We start from the raw sequence: 19,362 nt of genomic DNA, 5'->3' as shown, positions 1-19,362 counted from the left end.
AAACATACTTGAGCAAGGAAATGGGGTCAGGGTTTCATGATTTTGGGCAATGTATAGCAAGTGAGGGAAAGGCATCTTGCTGGTTTCATCAAAATTAAAGCAACTTTTTTATAGAATCAAACAAATTAAGTTATGGAACCCTAAATAAAAAATAAGGAATGGTGAAGAAAATATGACTTTACCTGATAAAGAACAGCGAAAAGCAAATAGACTCATTAGAGAAAAATCCCCTTATCTCTTACAACACGCCTATAACCCAGTTAATTGGTATGCATGGAGTCCGGAAGCCTTCCAGAAGGCCCAAAAAGAAGACAAACCTATCTTTTTGTCCATAGGCTATTCTTAGCCCTTTTGGGGCTAAATTATTAAAGAAATTGCAGGTACAATTTATTTACTTGTCATTGGTGTCATGTGATGGCCCATGAATCCTTTGCAGATCAGGCTGTAGCTGATTTATTAAACCAGAATTTTATCTCCATCAAGGTTGACCGGGAGGAGCGCCCGGATATTGATCACATTTATATGATGGCCTGTCAGGCTTTAACCGGGAGCGGGGGGTGGCCGCTGACCGTAATTATGGATGCGGATAAGAAGCCTTTTTATGTGGCTACTTATTTGCCCCGCAGCAGCCGGGGAAGTCTCTGGGGTTTGCTGGAACTGCTTCCCCGTGTTGTGGAACTCTGGAATAAGGAGCGGGAATCTTTGCGGCAAGCCGGGGAAGAGATTAGCCGGCATATAATCAAGCGGGATGCAAAACAAGCAGGCCAGCCCATAAGTGAGGAGCTTTTAAACCGGGCATTTAAGCAATATGCCCGGGCGTTTGATGCGGAATGGGGTGGTTTTGGGTCTGCTCCGAAATTCCCTATACCCCATAACCTGTTGTTCCTGTTACGCTACTACCATTTTAGGCATGAAGAGCAAGCCCTCGAAATGGTGGAGAAAACATTGCAAAGTATGTACCGGGGAGGTATTTACGATCATATTGGTTTTGGCTTTGCCCGGTACTCAACCGATCGTCAATGGCTGGTTCCCCATTTTGAAAAAATGCTCTATGATAATGCGTTGTTAGCCATGGCCTACCTGGAATGCTACCAGCTAACGACCAAAGAATTTTATGCGGGGGTAGCGCGGGATATTTTCAGCTATATCCTGCGAGATATGAGCAGCCCGGAAGGAGGCTTCTATTCTGCGGAAGATGCTGATTCCGAAGGTGAAGAGGGAAGATACTATTTATGGGATAAGGATGAAATAACGGAGATATTGGGTGAGCAAATCCAATCTTTGGCCCGGACCTACGATATTAGTCAAAAGGGGAATTTTCAAGGTAGGAATATACCCAATCTTACTCGAACGCCAAACTTTGAAGAGCCCCGCCAGGAATTTGCAGCCGCGCGGCAAAAATTGTTTAATTACCGGGAGAAAAGGATAAAGCCTTTAAAAGATGATAAAGTATTGATTGGCTGGAATGGTTTGATGATAGCCGCTTTAGCTATGGGAGCCCGCGTCCTGGGGGATGAAAGCTATCTGCAGGCAGCCCGCCGGGCAGCTGATTTTGTAAAAGAGAATTTGCGCCGGCCGGATGGCCGGCTTCTCGCTCGCTACCGGGAAGGAGAATCCGAATACCTGGCTTATGCAGCTGATTATGCATATTTTATCTGGGGTTTGATAGAACTCTATGAGGCTGGTTTTGATAGTCATTACCTGGCCCTGGCTCTAGAACTCAGCGAAGATCTAAATAAATATTTTGGGGATCAAAAAGAGGGAGGCTTTTTCTTTTATGGTTTGGATGCGGAGCAACTATTGGCCCGCCCCAAGGAAGGCTATGATGGAGCCATGCCCTCGTACAATGCTGTAGCAGCTCTTAATTTCATGCGTCTGGCCCGCCTAAGTTCCGACCTGAGTTGGCAGGAAAAAGCGCAACAGGCTATGGATTACTTTGCAGCAGAGATTCAGGAGTATCCAACTGCCCATTCTTTCTGGTTGCTGGCGGCCATCTTTCAGATATATCCGGGAAGTGAGGTTGTAGTGGCAGCTGAGTCGGAAAACCAGGCAACTTCGGAAATGTTAAAGTTGCTTAATTCTCGTTATGATCCCCATAGACTGATAATTTTAAATGAATCAAAAACTAGTGAAATATTGGGTTCCAGAGCTCCCTATTTGCAGCACATGCCTGGTATAGAGGGCAAGCTTACCGCCTATATATGCGAGAATTTTACCTGCCGGGAGCCATTGGTAGGAATGGATGAGCTGCTGGAATCAGGATATATTTAATAAGCGGAGATATAAGCGGAAATAGAATGATAGGGGTATCTATTGATGCCTGATTATTTTAAAATAGCTGCTTTATAAAACACCTTCCGAAATCTGAAAGGCAGGTGTTTTATTTTGGCTTTCCCCTTAAACGATATCGCCGGGTAATATTGTATTACTACCATTAATTAGCATAACACTACCCCCATTTTATCTAAAAATCTGCTAGTGCTAATTCCATAATTGCTATAATATTGATAAATGTAGGCATGGTGTGGCAGTTATTGATGTAAGGGAAAAATCTATAACGAGGTGAAATATGTCCCCCGCTTCTTTAAGGGGTCGGGCTCCTCTTAACAAAACGGGCGGCGGGTTCTAATCCCCGCCTCGTTGCAGCGCTGTGTTGAAATTGCTCCGCAGTTTCTTCCGATGCTTAATTTCCGTTTAAAAATGCTGGCAAAGAAGTGTTGCTGGTTTTATGGCCAACAGAAGTCTGGTGCTTTTGAAGCTTTTTTTGTCCTTGGGGAGAAATAAGAGGAGGTATAAAAATGCGAATTAATCGATGCCTGGCAGGGTTGCTGCTTATATTTATAACTATCTTCAGCATTATTGTTGGAGGAGTGGCCCGGGCGGATTCAGACCCAAATACTACAGCACAACTACTAGCGATAGTAGAAAAGATGAGTATAGAAGAAAAAGTTGGGCAGATGTTTATGCCTGATTTTCGACAATGGAATGGTAAAAATGTATGTGAAATTAATGAAGAGATTGTTCAAGTTATACAGCAACATCATATCGGTGGAGTGATTCTTTTCCGGGAAAACCTGGTTGACACTGAGCAAACTGTACGCCTGGTAGATCAACTGCAGCGGGCGGCCGGTTCGATTCCTCTTTTGCTTAGTACTGACCAGGAGGGCGGGGTAGTAAACCGCCTGCAATCCGGGACAGTAATGCCGGGGAATATGGCCCTGGGAGCCACCGGTTCAACTGAATCCTGTCATCGCGTGGGTCAAGCAATTGGTGCAGAATTGCACGCGCTGGGAATAAATATAAACTTTGCTCCGGTAGTCGATGTTAATGTCAATCCTGATAACCCGGTTATCGGGGTGCGTTCCTTCGGATCTGACCCTCAGCTGGTTTCCGATCTAGGAGTATCTTATATACAGGGGCTTCATGATGCCGGAGTAGCCGCCACGGCCAAGCATTTCCCCGGCCACGGCGATACGGCTGTAGATTCCCACCTGGGGCTGCCATCGGTCCCGTATGACCGTTCACGTCTGGACGAGGTAGAGTTAAAGCCTTTCCAGACTGCTATAAACGCTGGGGTTGATCTTATTATGACAGCCCATGTAACTTTTCCAGCTATCGATTCATCAATGCTTATCTCTCGCTTGGATAATACCCCCATCTATGTGCCGGCAACTTTATCCGCTCCAGTGCTTACCGGATTAATCAGGAATACCCTGGGCTTTGAAGGAGTAGTTGTAACTGATTCCCTGCAAATGAAGGCCATTACTGATCACTTTGGTCCGGAGGATACTGTAATAAGAGCGGTTCAAGCTGGTACAGATATTATTTTGATGCCGTCCGATCTGAACCGTGCTTATCAAGCCATGCTGGCAGCAGTCAAAAATGGTGATATACCGGAAACTACGATTGATAAATCCGTGACCAGAATATTAGCTCTAAAGCTAAAACTAGGTGTGGTGGAAATTAATAACGGTAAACTGCAGCCCGGCATGGGTAGCCGGAATACGTGCCGGTGCGGAACTGATTGAATGGGACGGTCAGCCGGCAATTGATGCGGCAAGAGCTGTTTCTACTAAAGCTTATTGCAGCGATAAGGGACTGGCGTTATTACACATACCAGTCCCTTATCTGTAGAGGATTGTATTGATTGTGATAGATTATTTTATCGACCGGGCAATTTTCAATGCTTCCTCCGGTTCAAATCCTTTGCAGATCAATGAATAGCTTACCCCGTCCTTTTCCCACATTACATTGCTTTCTTCCAGGGCACCGGTTACGCCGCTGATATCTACCTCATCCACTTGCCCGCTGGTACCGTATGTGAACTGAGTATGTTCATTCATAACCCTTTCCCTTATGATTATATCTCTTCCCTTTCCCTTGAAGTAAAGATTGATGTAATCGCCGGAGCCTTTGTATCCTACAACTTCTTTCAATTCATAACCATTCGGCAGATAGTCCGGGGCCTGTACTTTGAAACTGGCAATTTTTTGAGCTTCCTCGATGCTGGCGTATTTAACTTTATAATTTTCATCTTCTTTGGCACTGGCTGCCTCTTCCTTACGCAGCTGTTCTTTTTGCTCCTCGGTCAGTTCCTTCTTTTCGGCCGGTGCGGGATCGTCCATCTGTATTACTGTACTGTACTTGCCCAGCTTGAGCATCTTGATAATATTGTCACCTACATTATCGGCTACCGCGGTAACAGTTCCTGGAAAAACCAGGGTCAGGGTCAGCATAAATATTAAGGCCAGACTTCCAAAAACGGTAACGGTCCGGTGTTGTTCAAATAGCTTTTTCATAATACCCTCCTTTTTATAGTCCTTAGAATCTTTTTCCCGGCAACGGCTTAAGAGTCTATTGCGCATTCTTGCCTGCGCAAGATTATCCCGGCTGAAATCTGTATCTTTAAGCCTGGCTATCAGTTGAAACAGCTGTTGCTCAACAATGTCTCCAGGTTGGGATGGGGTTTTCCCCTCCATAATCTCGTTCACTGACTGGTTAAAGAGTTCGGCCTGCTTATACTCGGTCATGATTCCCCTCCTTATTTGAAAGAATCTCCCGCAATTGGCGCAGGCTCCGATAAACAATAATGCCCACATTGTTCTCGGAAAGTCCCAACAAACTAGCTATTTCGCGATTCTTCAAATTGGCTGCAAACCTCATGGCGATGATGTTGCGTTCTCTATCCCCAAGGGTAGCCAGTGCCGCTAGTAATTCATTATGAGTTTCGTTCCAGAGGCTTTTAGCCGACGGGAAACTGCTCGCGGTAGGCAGTCCTGATGAAATTCATGAGTTACCAGAATAATAGACGGCTTCTCATCGGCAGATAATCTCGCAAGCTGAATCATTAATTTGTGAGTATGAATCGCATCAAGGGATTTACCGGGTTCGTCAAGTATCATTATTGAACTCCATGTTCTCTATCATTGCCACGTTCTGGGCAATCAGATCATTGACTACGCCTGGGTCATTATTCCAGTAGTTCTGCATAGTTTGAACCACCCACCTGGTCCATATCTTTATTCCAACTCCCCCCAGGACTCCGGCGCAAGGTTACAGCGTGGTGATGGGGCAGAATATTATTATAAATTACCTTGACAGCCATAGTACTATTTATTATTATGTACTTAAAAAGAAAAAGTAGAGCTAACGACACAGTTTGCTATAAAAACAACAGGAAGGAAATGCGACAATGAAATTGAACAAGGCCGGTATGCGGTGGATACGCATTTTGCATATTTTTTCAGTAAGCATATGGTTTGGAACAGTAGTGTGTATATTGGGTTTGGTTATAATGTGCTTTTTCCAATTAAACAAAAATGACTTTTTAATTATCGCTCCATTAGTGCCGAAGCTGTATCAAAAAATAGTCATGCCAGCAGCCATATTTACGATAATTCAAGGAATTATCTATGGATTTTTCTCCAGTTGGGGCTTTTTTAAGTATAAGTGGGTTCTATTAAAGTGGATTTTCGTTCTGCTAATTATCCTGTGCACTGGCTTAGGAGGCATCAGTCAAATGGTCTCTGTACTTGCAAAGATAGAGGCTACGCATTTTTTGGGCGGATTTGCTGACGGTGGGCTTGTTCTGCTATTTGTTTCCTTGCAGATTCTGTTCATGCTTATCATGATTGTATTATCCGTTTTTAAGCCAAGGACATTTAAGCCTATTATCTTTCCCGAAGATCCGGGCTGTAATTTAAAAGCTTCTATTTAATTTTGATTAGATACCCTTTGAATCTGAGGAGGCACATTTTATAAAATGAGCAGCACCATTTCAAACGATCTTATTCGAGGCCATACCGATACCATTATCTTGAATGTCCTGCGCCAGGGGGACAGCTATGGGTATGAAATCTATAAAAAGATAATCACCTTAAGCGGTCATCAATATGAACTAAAGGAAGCAACCCTCTACACTGCTTTTCGTCGTATGGAACAGGATCATTTGATAGCTTCCTATTGGGGAGATGAATCCCAGGGCGGCAGGCGGAAATATTACCGCATTACAACCAGAGGTAAGGAAGTATATCAGCAGAACATAGTAGATTGGAACTTTGCCAAGGAAGTTCTAGATATACTGATTAAGGGGGGGCTTGAAGATGTTCAAGAGCGATAATTCCATCAACACAAATAAGAAAATAACTACCTATATTGACAACCTGTTTTCTGAAGTTGGAGCCAGCCCGGCTTATATATGCGAGAATTTTACCTGCCGGTAGCCACTGGTAGGAATGGATGAGCTGCTGGAATCAGGATATATTTAATAAGCGGATAATTTGGGTGGATTAGATGCAATGGAGGACTAACTTATTCCAAGGTATAACATTATGGTCTTATGGATTTGTTCCCTTAACTCAGGGTTGTTGACTTTTCCGCAAACAGTTCCTAATCGCTCTTTGGATATTGAACGAATCTGGTGGGCCATGGCAATCGAATCCATATCTAAACCGCTTTCTCTTTGTGGCAAGCGTATCTCAGTCGGGTATATTTTTCTACCCGGTTTCATTGAAGTGATTGATAATACTGTTACAACTGGCAAAGCTCTGTTTACTGGTTCAGTAGATACAACCAGTACCGGACGAGTACCGGATTGTTCTGAACCTTTGGCAGGATCAAGGTTAACCCAGAATATATTCCATTGATATTCCTTTACCATAGAGAATCCCCTTCTCTATCAATAGCTTCGAAATCCCTCATGCTCTCGGTCAGGTCATTCATAAACATAGTATCGTTAATTGCTTCTTCCATAGTTTTCTGCAAGGTTTCTTGTTTTAGTATTTCCAAATATAGCTCAATGCCCTTGCGTACAATTGCATTTTTAGAGGGTTCAATCTTCTGCTGAACATACCAGGTCATTCTTTCAATTAAATCCTCGGGAAGATTAAAAGTAACTTGTTTATTCCTGTTCAGTTTAGATAACCTCGCTTTCTACTATGGTTTATTTATATTGTATTATATCACTAGCACTATCACAATATGCAATCAAATGGGTTTCGGACCCATAGGTCGTTTGGATTATGCGGCGCCGAAGCTTTAATGCCGGGCGGGCTTATAGTAAAATGGCCATCTGGTCAATCGCTTGATAAGAACAAGGAAATCCAGTTGGATAGCCGGAATGGGATTGGCGGGGTAAGCCCTTCTATACGGATACCGATGACCATGGAGAACGCTATTCGTGTCGCCAACGGTGAAGACGTGGAATTAGAGGAAGCAATTCGGATATTAAGTTCACTTGCGGAAAATAGTTAAAGGTATATGAAGGACGGTAAAAACTTACGTCTAATTTATCCCTGATAATACAAAAGATTTTGCTCTAAATCCGGATCCAGAGGAGCTCCGTTCTTAGTCAGCCGCGCGTAATTGGCCGTAAGAATCTTGATTTCACGATTGCGGAGGTTGTTCATGCGTGAAATCTGGGCGTTATAGAGAGGATGCTTCTCCAGGCTTTCCCTGATGGAGAGGGAAAAAGGGCAGTGCTGAAAGAGAATTTGCCGGGCCACTTTATTCAGGCGCAACAAGCCCCGGGCTTCGAAATTTATCCAGGTTTTATAATCGCTTGCGAATATTTCCCGGGTATTGTTGCGGTGTTTTTCAATCTGCAGCCGGAGTTTTTCTTTGGCCTCTTCAGTGAGATTCCGGTTCTTTTTGAAAAACTGAATGTAATCACTGTATTCCCCTATCAGTGAGTCTGATACACTGCTGGTTCTGACATAACTGGAGGTGCTGCGCGACAATTCCCAACGGAAATTAGCCATTATCTCCAGCAGAATGGTATCCAGGTTGTCGTTACAGAAAAGAGGCAAGACAAATCGCGCGGATGAGTTCCTCACCCGTCCGGTCAATTCCTGCCACATTACGCCGCGGGAACCTGGCGTTGGTACCAGAATATAATCAGGCCAGACCTGTTTCATAATGATATGCTTGTTTATGCCAATCTCCGGGTGGTGGTATACGATTTCCCGGTGAAAAACTGAATAGTCAACTTGCAGAATCCTTTCCACGCTTTCCCTAATTTTCTGAGGAGTAAGCAGACTTTTGGTAAAATCTTTTGGCAGGATAGCGGAATAAAGCACGGGGAAATAGCTGGCGCTGGAGCCATGACAAATTCGTTGACCGAGCTTAAATAGGTTTTCTATTTCATGTTGCAGCTTGCCGCTGGCATCATTATCATATTGTGGCTTATCGGTATCCCTCAGTTCTCCCCGTTTTTTCTTTTCGCGGAAAACTTCATTATAGTCATGGCCGAATTGATTTACCGAAGGCTCCTCATCCTGCTTATAAATGTTTACCAACCAGTTGTCAATGGTGTAAATTGCATCCTTTCTTCCAAAATCAATACTTTCGGCCAGTTGGTAAAGACTGTTGATTTGCTCAGGCAGCAAAAGTCTTTCATCCAGATAGCCAAAGCAAAGAAACATCTTCAACAGCGGATCAGAATAGCCTTCTGCGGCAACTTTCTTCAACACCGCCGTATATAGCTCAAAAAATACCGGGCTAACCTGCTCCCTTACCTTCCGAATCTTTTTATCGTTGGCATACTGCTGCTGCAAATGGCCAAAGCTATCCAAGCCCTGTTTAAGCTGTTCGGCTGAATTGCGGGATATCCCCCCAAAATGGATTATTTTTTCCAGGCTATTTTCGAGTTCAGCCGGGATGTTATTTGCTATCTTGCTTTTTTCCATATTTGCTTTCATATGCTGATTCACCTCTCAACTTAGCTAAAAGATGCCAGGTATTACTATACTACTTTTATACTAAATGAAATGGACGGATTCCAGTATCAGCTATATTTCCTATTTTTCGGGGTTATTTATCCTGGTAGAAAGGTCCCACAAGTCTTATGACACCTCAAATGGGGCAGCTTGCTGCTGTGCTTGTATGCTCCCAATAGCCTGGATTTGCAACGCAAGATGAATTTACCATTTGCCTATCCACCCTCCGGAATCACTTTTACTGGCAGAAGTGTGTTTCTTTTGATATAATAATAAGCTGAAAGAAAACTGGCAAAAGGTTGCAGTATTCTAGTCAACCCTATACAATTTCGAAGACGGGCCTAAAAATCCGTAAAGGGCACATCGATGAAGCTTCTGGTGCCGGCTTGTGACGCCCAGTCAGGGGTCGGTGCTGGGAGTTAAGAGTGCAGGGGCAATCCGCAACGGCATGCGGGCATGACCCCTGTATTCGTGGAGGCTCTTCACGGTATGACCAGTGAAGGGAAAACCTGCATTCCGGTATAAGCTGGGTGCAGTGTAGCCTGCCTTGAGTGGTGGCGGCGGATGAACTCTAGTGGGTAATCATATCCCGGCCAGGATATAATTGCCTGTTCTGAAACCGGGTGCTGCAAAAGAGGCTAGAATTGATGTGGGTTGTTGAGGAAAACTCCTAGACTGTGTGTTGCGGAACATAGTTTGTCGGGGATTAAAGTGTGTACTTAGTGGTAATCCAGCCCCATAAGCGGCAACGTTATGGAGCAGGCATAAAGGGAAACCGCCCTTATGGCAACATTCGGGTGACCTGCTGGGAAAACCTGCTGGACCTATGTCGCAGCGTTTACTCGACAGACAACCTTTTGCCAGAACTTTTCCTGGAGGAAACAGCGTATTGATGGGCTATATAAAAAAGGATAACCTGATATCCGGACTACTGGTAGCCTTTTTTACATTTTTTATTGCTCTTTTGGTCAGCCTGGGTTCTGAAGCTCTGGTAAGAGCCGTTAACAATGTTATCGTAGCCCTTATTCTCTTATTGACGGTAATATTTTTGGGAATATTTTTTGATATAATAGGAACAGCAGCTACCGCTGCCCAGATGCCGCCCTTTAATGCCCGGGCGGCAAAAAAAATATTTGGGGCTAAACAGGCGGTTAAGCTGGTGGGAAATGCCCATCTGGTTGCCAATTTCTGCAATGATGTTATCGGGGATATCGCCGGTACCTTGAGCGGCGCCATAGGCGCCGGAATTGTAATCAGCCTGGTAAATGAACTGGTATTTTTGGATATAATTTTAGCAGGAGCTATGATGACCAGTTTTATTGCGGCCTTGACGGTCGGGGGCAAAGCGGTGGGCAAGAGCCTGGCGGTAAATCAGGCCAATAATATTATCTTTAGAGTAGCAATAATTCTGGCCTGGTGGGAAAAGATGAGTGGAATGGAACTGTTTAAGAATAGAAGGTGAAGCTTATGGATGAGATTCTAAACACGATTAATTCACCTCGCGACCTCAAAAAACTAAGCCTTCCGGAGATGACGCAACTGGCCAATGAAATCAGGCAGTTGCTGGTAAAAAGCGTAGCCAAATGTGGCGGCCATCTGGCCTCAAACCTGGGCGTGGTTGAACTGAGCCTGGCCCTGCACACGGTTTTTGATAGTCCTGAAGACAAAATAATATGGGATGTAGGTCACCAGGCCTATGTACATAAGATACTCACCGGTCGCCGCGAGCAGATGAGTACCTTGCGCCAGTATGGAGGAATAAGCGGCTTCCCCAAGGTGGAAGAATCGGAACACGATGCTTTCAATACGGGTCATAGCAGCACTTCCATTTCGGCTGCCCTGGGAATGGCCCTGGCTCGTGACCTTCAGGGCCAGAGCAATTCGGTTGTAGCGGTAATTGGTGACGGGGCTCTTACTGCAGGAATGGCCTTTGAGGCCTTAAATCATGCGGGTCAGGAGGATTCTGACTTGATTGTGGTACTTAACGACAATGAGATGTCCATTTCTAAAAATGTTGGTGCCATGTCGGCTTATCTTAATCGTCTCCGCACCGATCCTTCCTATTCTCGAACCAAAGAAGAAATAGAAAGTGTTTTAAACCGCATTCCGGGAATAGGCCCGAATCTGGCCCGGGCGGCGGGAAAGTTTAAGGATACGGTAAAATATCTGATGGTTCCCGGAATAATTTTTGAAGAACTGGGATTTACCTATATTGGACCGGTAAATGGTCATGATCTGGCGGAATTGAAAGCGGTCTTGAGCAATATAAAAAAGATGAAAGGTCCGATCCTTCTTCATACTATAACGCAAAAAGGCAAAGGCTATGAACCGGCTTTTCAGAAACCGGATATCTTTCATGGTGTGGGGCCTTTTGATGTTGATACCGGTACCCAGTTGAAGAAAAGCTTGAAGACATATACCGAAATTTTTGGCGATTTTATGCTTAACCGGGCTCAAAGGGATAATAAATTAGTGGCTATAACGGCAGCCATGACCAGTGGTACAGGTCTATTCGAGTTTTCCCGGCAATTTCCGGAGCGCTTTTTCGATGTAGGCATTTGTGAACAACATGCCGTTACCCTGGCTGCTGGCATGGCTTCCTCAGGCTTAAGGCCAGTAGTGGCGGTGTATTCTACCTTTCTGCAAAGGGCTTACGACCAGATAGTTCATGATGTGGCCCTGCAAAAACTGCCGGTGATATTTGCCATAGACCGGGCAGGTCTGGTCGGGGAAGACGGCCCTACCCATCATGGTGCCTTTGATTTCTCATATTTGAGACATATCCCCAATCTTATCATTATGGCTCCGGCTGATGAGAACGAGCTGGTGGACATGCTCCACAGCGCCTTCTCTATGGAAGGACCGGTAGCGATCAGGTATCCCCGGGGAGTGGGGGAAGGGGTCAGGATTAAGTCCGAACGTCAGCTGCTGGAACCGGGACAATCCCGGTTAATTGTAGAGGGGCAGGATCTGGCTATTATTGCCATAGGAAGAGGGGTATCTATTGGCCGGGATGTGGTTGATATCCTGGCTGGCAAAGGGGTTAACCCGCTGCTGGTGGATGCGAGATTTGTAAAGCCTCTGGATCGCCGGGTTATAGCCGGGGCTGCTCAAAAATACCGCCGCCTGCTCACTATCGAAGATAACTCCCGGGCCGGGGGATTTGGCAGTGCCATAGGAGAGATGCTGGCGGAAGAAGGAATTGATGCCGAGTTATTGCATATAGCCCTGCCGGATGAATTTGTCGAGCATGGCCGGGTAGAGCTGCTTTTTGAACAGCTCAATATGAATCCTGATTCTATACTGGAGAGAATTGCCAGAAAATGGCCGGAGCTCTTTAGCGCTGGAAGCAGGTGGGAGTTGCTGAAGTTTGGCCAGAATTAGATTGGATAGCTTGCTGCACGACAAGGCGTTGGCCCCCAGCCGGGAAAAAGCCCGGGCCATGATTTTGGCCGGGGAGGTTCGGGTAAACGGGCAGATGGTAGATAAACCCGGAACCACCGTAGATGAAGAAGCCAGGATTGAGCTTAAAAGCCATCTATCCCGTTATGTCAGCCGGGGTGGTTTTAAGCTGGAAAAGGCTATAGAGGATTTCCGGCTTGATTTTTCCCAGCGGGTGGTATTGGATATAGGGGCCTCAACCGGCGGCTATACCGATTGTGCTCTGCAGCATGGCGCTATAAAGGTATTTGCCCTTGATGTGGGCTATGGTCAATTGGATTGGAAACTGCGCAATGATCCCCGGGTTATAAACCTGGAACGAAGAAATATACGCTATTTTTCTCGGGAAGAACTGGGAGAAGCAGTAGATATAATTACCATGGATGTTTCCTTTATTTCTACTACCCTGCTCTTTCCGGTTATCAAGGAATTGCTTAAGGAGGACGGGGTAATTGTTTCTTTAATCAAACCCCAGTTTGAGGCGGGCCGGGACAAGGTGGGCAAACATGGCGTGGTGCGTGACCCGGCAGTTCATCGTGAGGTTTTACTTAATTGCATTAATTCTGCTCAGCAGGAAAATCTATACTGTACCGCGGTTAGCTTTTCCCCTATAACCGGTCCCAAGGGGAATATCGAATTCTTTATCCAGTTGAAGAAAGAAGCTAAGCCTTGTGAACGAATAGAGGAAGTGGTTGAGAAGGTAGTGGAAGAGGCTCAGCAAAAACTGGGAGGCAAAAAGTGAAGATTATTTTAGTAAACAATCGTTTCAAGGAAAATACGGAAAAAAAGGCTCAGGAGATAGCGGGGCAGCTTAGCGCTCTTAATATTGAGGTAATTATTGACAATGGTCTGGATGAACCCTATGCCGGAACCGTAGATTTTATCATGGTTCTGGGTGGTGATGGAACCATGTTAAGGGCGGCCCGCCGTTATGGACAAAGAGCTATCCCGGTTTTAGGTGTGAATATGGGCACCGTTGGTTTCTTAAGCAATATTGAAATTAACGAATTGGCAGAATATTTACCGCTTATCTTACGAGAGGAATACTCACTGGAAGCGAGGATGATGCTCGAATTGGCGGTTTTTTACCAACAATCACTTTTGACCCGGGTTTTTTGTCTGAATGAACTGCTTTTGCGCTCCAATAGTCCCCGGATGCTGAGCTTTGCCTTGGAAATATCGGGGCAAAAACTGGAGCCTTACAGGGGGGATGGCTTAATCGTGTCAACTACCACTGGTTCCACGGCTTATTCCCTATCCGCCGGAGGACCGGTTGCCGACCCGCAGCTTGATGCCTTCATTATTACCCCGGTGGCTTCCCACATAATTAACAAGCGACCCCTGGTAGTATCTCCGGAACGGGAAATAAGCCTTCGTCTTCTCGAAGAGCGGGAAGCAATTATAGGAATAGATGGCCAGATAAAGATGGATTTTGGAGATGAAAACCGGGTTTTGATAAAACGAGCCCCTCACCCGTTGCTAATGGTTAATCTAAAAGCCAAGCCTTTCTTTACTTCTATTGACAGGAGTTTACAGCGCCAGTGAGCTTTGTTTAATGAATATAAGAGGTAAGGATAAATAAAGGAGGGCAAAAATGAAACTGCGCCGGCAGCTTTGCATAATTGATATTATCAGCCAAAAAGAGGTAGGAACCCAGGAAGAATTGTGTGAAACTCTCAAGAACCAGGGCTTTGATGTTACCCAGGCCACGGTATCGCGGGATATCAAGGAACTCAAGTTAATCAAAGTAGCGGATAAAGACGGGTACCATTATGCCCTGCCGGATACTCCGGGGGTGAAGGGCTCATATGAACGGATGAAGAGGGTTATTGAGGATTCGGTGCTGGGACTTGACTATAGTGAAAACCTGATTGTTATTAAAACTCTTCCTGGTTCTGCCCATGCGGTAGCTTCGCTTATTGATTCCGCCGAATGGCCCACCATTATAGGCACGGTTGCGGGTGATGATACCATTTTGGCAGTGGTCAAGCCTAAAGAGGCTGCTCCCGGTATTCTGGAAGAGTTCGAGCAGCTTATGTTGAAAAGCAACCGCTAGCTGTATGAAATAGAAGTATGACTCCACTGCAAAAACCCCTTTTGTTGCATAAGGGTTGCATAAATATACAAAGCGAGCGTTGGCGAAGCATGGGATGCAACACCCGGCGAAGGCGAGCGGCGAAAGGGGGCGAGCGACAGGACGTCGCGAGAGCGCTTCACCCTGCGGGTACTCCTGGTGTTCCACCCTGCGGGTGTCACTATTAAGGTTGCCGACCAGGATGGGAGATTAGCGCGGTACCCCTTGAGCCGCGAGACAAGCCGCAGGTGTTGCCCATGCGAAGCGCCCTGTCGGGCACAACTGATGCTCCCTGTGGTCGCTATTAAGGACGCTGGAGCGGTATATTTATACAAGCCAATGAATATTAATAACTTTTTGCAGTAGAATCAAGTATGAACGCATGACAACTTCTGATTTTGAATGAAGGGGATCAAATGCTGCAAGAGATATACATAAAAAACTTCGTACTTATCGAAGAACTGCGGCTTTCTTTTGAGCAGGGCTTGAATGTGCTTACCGGCGAAACCGGAGCGGGTAAATCCATAATAATTGATGCCCTGGGACTGGTTTTGGGCGAACGGGTAAGAAACGATCTCCTGCGGGACAGCCAGAAAAAGGCCATAGTTGAAGCAGTATTTGCCGTGGAGAATAATAGTGCAGCCCATTCAGTACTGCTGGAGAACGGACTGCTGGAGGAAGAAGAGGATTGCATAGTAGTAAGCCGCGAAATCGCTACCAGCGGGCGTAGTTTGGCGCGCATAAATGGACGTAATGTAAATGCCGGCTTCCTCAAAAGCCTGGCCAGGCATCTGATAGATATGCACCTGCAAGATGAAAGCAGCGGATTTTTAAACCCGCAAAACTACCTGCAATTCGTAGATGGTTTCATTGAGGAAGGCCAGGATATAGGGAAAGAGATGGAAAGCCTCTTCCTGCAGATAAGAGATGAAGAACGGCAGCTGGAAAACTATAAGAACAACGAACAGAATCGTTTGCAGAAGGTAGATTTCATTCGCTACCAAATAGAGGAAATAGAAAAAGCCGGCTTACGCAGCGGAGAAGAAGAGGAACTTCTGGCTCTTAACCAAAGAATAAAGAATGCTCAAGCTCTGGAGGAAGGAACCGGGAGGATACTGGAACTGCTCTACCATCGCCAGCATGCTGATGAAAGTGCCCTGGATTTAATTTCGGCAAGCCTGGAGAACCTGGGTCGCCTGAAAGAGGATGAATTTTTATCCCGTTTGGAAACTCCCCTGGAAGAGATTTATTATTCTCTGCAGGATATTGCCTCTCAGCTCTCATCATTTCGAGATTCCCTGGATTTTGAACCAGGCTTGTTGGAGGAAAGTGAGGAACGACTATACCAGCTGCAGAGGCTTAAAGGCAAATATGGTCAGAGTATTGATGAAATCCTGGATTATCTGGGAAAGGCTCGCCTGGAATTGGAATATCTGGAGAACAGCGGAGAAAAACAGCAAGAGCTGGAAGAATCCATAGCTGCATTAAAGTTAAGATACCATCATCAGGCAGCTCAACTCAGCCAATTGAGGCAAAGCGCGGCGCAAAAGCTACAGGAAAGCGTAGATATGGAACTTCAGGAGCTTAACATGCCTCAGGTGAAATTTGCCGTTCAGATGGAGCCCCGGGAAACCCCGGGCATTAAGGGCATGGATCAGGTGGATTTCCTGTTTTCCCCCAATCCCGGTGAGGAGATGCATTCATTATCCCGGATCGCTTCGGGAGGAGAAAGGTCTCGTTTTATTTTAGCCCTAAAAAAGGCTTTGGCCGGGATTTATATGATACCCACCCTGATTTTTGACGAAATTGATGTAGGGGTTGGCGGAACAGCATTGGCAGCCATGGCCAGTAAATTATATGAATTATCCCTGGAGCACCAGCTTATACTGGTAACCCATTCCCCCCAGATAGCCAGCCTGGCTCACCAGCATTTTCTTATTGAAAAAGCCAGCAGTGAAGACTGCACCCTTACTACAGTGAGGGAATTGGAAGCTGAGGCTCGGGTAGAAGAGATTGCCCGTATGCTGGAGGGAGAGGATTTCTCCCCATTGGCCCTGGAACATGCTCGCGAAATGCTCACCCGGAGAGAGCTGACTCCAGCAGCGGTGAAAAGAGAGTGAGCAGGCACTTGTGTGGTAAAAGGATGGATACAAGCAGCGACAGCAAAAGCCCCCCTGGGGAAAGCAGGGGGGCTTAAGTTTAGTCAATCTTAACTTGATATTTGTCGGGAGGAGTTTCTTTTAGCTTGGGCAGCATGATCTTCAAAATGCCATCCTTATAGTCGGCTTTTACTCCCTCCTGGTCCACATTCTCCACATAGAAGCTCCGGCTTACACTACCGGTCCTCCGCTCCCTGCGCACATAGTTGATACCCTCGTCCTTGGTTTCTTCATCCTGTGTAGCAGCTATGGTCAGGGTATGATCTTTTAATTCCACATTAATGTTTTCCTTTTTTACTCCCGGCAGTTCTGCTTCTACAATGTATTCCTTGTTGTTTTCTTTGATATCGGCTTTCATATTTAGAGCCGCGCCGTACCAGAAATCATTGAACTCCTTTAACATGTCCCCCCCCAACAGGCTGTTCATCATGTCCCTTCTCTTCCTGAATGGTGTTAGTTCAAACATAAGCATCCTCCTTTTTCACATTATTATTATATTTCTACAATGATATTATACAACAAAGGTCAAATAAAGTCAAAGGATAGATGAATGAAAATTGAAAGGAAAAAATAGCAAGTATTATTTTTTGATTTTATGTTATAATCATAAATAGAGGTTCCCAGCGGGAACTGAGAACCTCTTACTATGCGGGAGGCCAACATGACTCCTGGCGTAAAAGTTATTATGAATTTAGCTAATACATTATGTATTAGCTTTATTTTTTGGTTACGCCAATTATGGCAACTACCAGGGACAACAACATAAGCAATTCAATTATACTGATAAGCATTCCCCCTCTCCTGGGATTGCCAGGAGTAGGAGGCATCCTGCATAGCTAATCAAATTATACGCCAAATTAATAGAAAAAACAGTAATTTTAGCCAGCCCTTCATGTCTTAGAATACATGCACTTATGAAAAGTGAATCCGATTCTGTCTTTGAATGATGAGATATCCTAGTATATTAACCCTCACCCCTTATCCTTCACTTTTCTTTTAGAGTTTCCAAGTCATTAATAGCAATTCTTTGCTTTGTGTATATTTACCCGTGGCCGGGGGAAAAATATCCGATATTAATTGGAGCGGGAGGATACAGATTTTGCAGAGAATTCGCCCCTGGCTGGGAATAGTATTATCGTTGCTGCTTATTGCCCTTTGTATTACCCCACAGGCCCAAAGCCTGTTAAACCTTCCTCAATACCAGAGATTAGTAGTGGGTGAATCCAGTACCATATCCCTGCCACTGCCGGAAAAACTCAAAGATAAAATTGAGATGCAGGTTATAAGCCCGTCTCGAAGCGTTTTTGCTGCACCCCAGGATCCCCCGGTAACTATAAGCTCGAACTCATCGGGTTACGAAATCTTAGCTTTAAAACCGGGAAAGGTGAACGTCAAATTAAAACTCTTGGGTTACATACCTTTGAAATCCATGGCGGTCGAAACCTTACCCACCAAACGAGTTGTGGCAGGTGGTCATTCCATTGGCGTTATACTGCAGTCCAAGGGCATAATGGTCGTAGGCTATGCACCGGTAAGTGACAGTGAGGGAAAGAAAGCCTATCCGGCCCGGGAGCAGGGGGTGGAAATCGGGGATATTATTTACCAGGTTGATGGCCAGCCTTTGCACAGCGAAAGCGAGTTAGCCAGGATAATTGACGAAAAAAAGAGTGTACTTCTCGGTATTAAACGAGGCAGCAAAAAACTTTCCATTACAGTTCGCAGTACTTACTGCCCGGAAACCAATCGCTGCCGGATTGGCCTCTATGTGCGGGATGGAGTAGTAGGTGTCGGCACTCTGACTTTTTGGGAACCGGATAGTAAAATCTTTGCAGCTCTGGGACATGTGATCATCGATGCTGATACCAAACAGCAGATTGATGTTTTGCAGGGCAAAATTGTCAGTGCTTCCATTCAAGGGATAAAGCCGGGCAAACCAGGACAGCCGGGGGAAAAGATTGGTGTTTTCAATGGTGAGGGAGAGATTGAGGGAAAAATTATAAAAAACAGCTATTCAGGTATTTTTGGAAAAACCGGAGATGAGATTACTAACCCGTTGGCTATTTATACCATGGAAGTAGCTTATGCTCACCAGGTTAATGAAGGTAAGGCCCAGATCTTGACGGTGGTAAATGGCGATGATATTGAATCGTTTGATGTAGTGGTTGAGAAAGTTTTTCCGGAACGCCAGGATGGGAAAAGTATGATAGTAAGAGTTGTAGACCAACGCCTTTTAAACCTTACGGGAGGAATTATACAGGGCATGAGCGGGAGTCCGATTATTCAGAACGGCAAGATAATCGGGGCCATTACTCATGTCTTTCTTAATGATCCAACCCGGGGGTATGGCATCTTTATGGATAATATGCTTTCTGAAATTCCCAGCAATCTTAACCCCTGGTCCAAGGTTTCGACAAATTCCCGGGATACTTGGGGAATCATTGCCCATTAACGCTTAATAAGCATAATTAGTGTT

Annotated in this window: 19 protein-coding genes; 13 read left to right on the top strand and 6 right to left on the bottom strand. The window is 45.3% G+C overall.

The features are described 5' to 3' along the window. The first annotated feature begins 172 nt into the window (after positions 1–172). From AWB54_RS16730 to AWB54_RS12590, 3 genes are all read left to right on the top strand, one after another. A complete protein-coding gene (locus AWB54_RS16730) occupies positions 173–346 on the top strand; it encodes a DUF255 domain-containing protein (protein ID WP_153014734.1) in 174 nt (57 codons plus the stop codon). Between the two features lie 68 nt (positions 347–414). Next, positions 415–2,271 carry a thioredoxin domain-containing protein gene (locus tag AWB54_RS12595; protein ID WP_153014733.1) on the top strand — a complete coding sequence of 619 codons (1,857 nt, stop codon included), beginning with the start codon at positions 415–417 and terminating at the stop codon, positions 2,269–2,271. 527 nt (positions 2,272–2,798) lie between these two features. Beyond that, positions 2,799–4,028: a glycoside hydrolase family 3 protein gene (locus AWB54_RS12590; RefSeq protein WP_061214951.1), complete on the top strand. Its 1,230-nt coding sequence runs from the start codon at positions 2,799–2,801 to the stop codon at positions 4,026–4,028. A 129-nt stretch (positions 4,029–4,157) separates the two neighbouring features. On the opposite strand, the gene AWB54_RS12585 is transcribed toward AWB54_RS12590, so the two are convergent. Both AWB54_RS12585 and AWB54_RS15460 read right to left on the bottom strand, forming a co-directional pair. After that, positions 4,158–5,030 carry a DUF4367 domain-containing protein gene (locus AWB54_RS12585; RefSeq protein ID WP_061214950.1) on the bottom strand — a complete coding sequence of 291 codons (873 nt, stop codon included), beginning with the start codon at positions 5,028–5,030 and terminating at the stop codon, positions 4,158–4,160. Continuing rightward, positions 5,017–5,274: an RNA polymerase sigma factor gene (locus AWB54_RS15460; protein WP_268873654.1), complete on the bottom strand. Its 258-nt coding sequence runs from the start codon at positions 5,272–5,274 to the stop codon at positions 5,017–5,019. The genes AWB54_RS12585 and AWB54_RS15460 overlap by 14 nt, the downstream gene beginning before the upstream one ends. 418 nt (positions 5,275–5,692) lie before the next feature. On the opposite strand from AWB54_RS15460, the gene AWB54_RS12575 reads away from it, so the two are divergent. Together AWB54_RS12575 and AWB54_RS12570 are read left to right on the top strand one after the other, a co-directional pair. After that, positions 5,693–6,217 carry a hypothetical protein gene (locus tag AWB54_RS12575; RefSeq protein WP_061214948.1) on the top strand — a complete coding sequence of 175 codons (525 nt, stop codon included), beginning with the start codon at positions 5,693–5,695 and terminating at the stop codon, positions 6,215–6,217. A 45-nt stretch (positions 6,218–6,262) separates the two neighbouring features. Further along, entirely contained in the window at positions 6,263–6,619 is a 357-nt protein-coding gene (locus tag AWB54_RS12570; RefSeq protein WP_061214947.1) for a PadR family transcriptional regulator, read from the top strand. A gap of 186 nt (positions 6,620–6,805) precedes the next feature. On the opposite strand, the gene AWB54_RS12565 is transcribed toward AWB54_RS12570, so the two are convergent. Then, a complete protein-coding gene (locus tag AWB54_RS12565; protein ID WP_061214946.1) occupies positions 6,806–7,159 on the bottom strand; it encodes a type II toxin-antitoxin system PemK/MazF family toxin in 354 nt (117 codons plus the stop codon). Continuing rightward, positions 7,153–7,359, bottom strand: a complete 207-nt coding sequence (locus AWB54_RS12560) for a hypothetical protein (protein WP_061214945.1) — start codon at positions 7,357–7,359, stop codon at positions 7,153–7,155. Before AWB54_RS12560 ends, AWB54_RS12565 begins: the two co-directional genes overlap by 7 nt. A 180-nt stretch (positions 7,360–7,539) precedes the next feature. On the opposite strand from AWB54_RS12560, the gene AWB54_RS12555 reads away from it, so the two are divergent. Continuing rightward, a complete protein-coding gene (locus AWB54_RS12555; protein WP_061214944.1) occupies positions 7,540–7,752 on the top strand; it encodes a hypothetical protein in 213 nt (70 codons plus the stop codon). A gap of 35 nt (positions 7,753–7,787) precedes the next feature. On the opposite strand, the gene AWB54_RS12550 is transcribed toward AWB54_RS12555, so the two are convergent. Beyond that, complete coding sequence (locus AWB54_RS12550) at positions 7,788–9,197, bottom strand: hypothetical protein (protein ID WP_061214943.1); 1,410 nt, start codon at positions 9,195–9,197, stop codon at positions 7,788–7,790. Between the two features lie 910 nt (positions 9,198–10,107). Here AWB54_RS12550 and AWB54_RS12540 point away from each other — a divergent pair. From AWB54_RS12540 to recN, 6 genes are all read left to right on the top strand, one after another. Next, positions 10,108–10,677, top strand: coding sequence for a hypothetical protein (locus tag AWB54_RS12540; protein WP_061214962.1), 570 nt, complete (start codon positions 10,108–10,110; stop codon positions 10,675–10,677). A gap of 5 nt (positions 10,678–10,682) precedes the next feature. Beyond that, on the top strand, positions 10,683–12,599 hold the full coding sequence (gene dxs, locus AWB54_RS12535; RefSeq protein ID WP_061214941.1) for a 1-deoxy-D-xylulose-5-phosphate synthase: 1,917 nt from the start codon (positions 10,683–10,685) through the stop codon (positions 12,597–12,599). Next, on the top strand, positions 12,586–13,398 hold the full coding sequence (locus AWB54_RS12530; protein WP_061214940.1) for a TlyA family RNA methyltransferase: 813 nt from the start codon (positions 12,586–12,588) through the stop codon (positions 13,396–13,398). Before dxs ends, AWB54_RS12530 begins: the two co-directional genes overlap by 14 nt. Then, the gene (locus AWB54_RS12525; RefSeq protein WP_061214939.1) at positions 13,395–14,201 is read left to right on the top strand and encodes an NAD(+)/NADH kinase; all 807 of its coding nucleotides are present in this window, start codon (positions 13,395–13,397) and stop codon (positions 14,199–14,201) included. The genes AWB54_RS12530 and AWB54_RS12525 overlap by 4 nt, the downstream gene beginning before the upstream one ends. A 49-nt stretch (positions 14,202–14,250) precedes the next feature. Further along, positions 14,251–14,712 carry an arginine repressor gene (gene argR / locus AWB54_RS12520; protein WP_061214938.1) on the top strand — a complete coding sequence of 154 codons (462 nt, stop codon included), beginning with the start codon at positions 14,251–14,253 and terminating at the stop codon, positions 14,710–14,712. Positions 14,713–15,146: 434 nt separating this feature from the next. Next, positions 15,147–16,850, top strand: coding sequence for a DNA repair protein RecN (gene recN / locus AWB54_RS12515; RefSeq protein ID WP_061214937.1), 1,704 nt, complete (start codon positions 15,147–15,149; stop codon positions 16,848–16,850). A 79-nt stretch (positions 16,851–16,929) separates the two neighbouring features. Here recN and AWB54_RS12510 read toward each other — a convergent pair whose 3' ends face one another. After that, positions 16,930–17,355, bottom strand: a complete 426-nt coding sequence (locus AWB54_RS12510; protein WP_061214936.1) for an Hsp20/alpha crystallin family protein — start codon at positions 17,353–17,355, stop codon at positions 16,930–16,932. Between the two features lie 633 nt (positions 17,356–17,988). On the opposite strand from AWB54_RS12510, the gene spoIVB reads away from it, so the two are divergent. Next, positions 17,989–19,338: a SpoIVB peptidase gene (gene spoIVB, locus AWB54_RS12505; protein ID WP_061214935.1), complete on the top strand. Its 1,350-nt coding sequence runs from the start codon at positions 17,989–17,991 to the stop codon at positions 19,336–19,338. Positions 19,339–19,362 lie beyond the last annotated feature (24 nt).

Source organism: Syntrophomonas wolfei subsp. methylbutyratica, from assembly GCF_001570625.1.
Lineage (GTDB): Bacteria > Bacillota > Syntrophomonadia > Syntrophomonadales > Syntrophomonadaceae > Syntrophomonas > Syntrophomonas methylbutyratica.
Note: the sequence above shows the minus strand (reverse complement) of the source record. Positions and strands in the feature narration are given on the sequence as shown.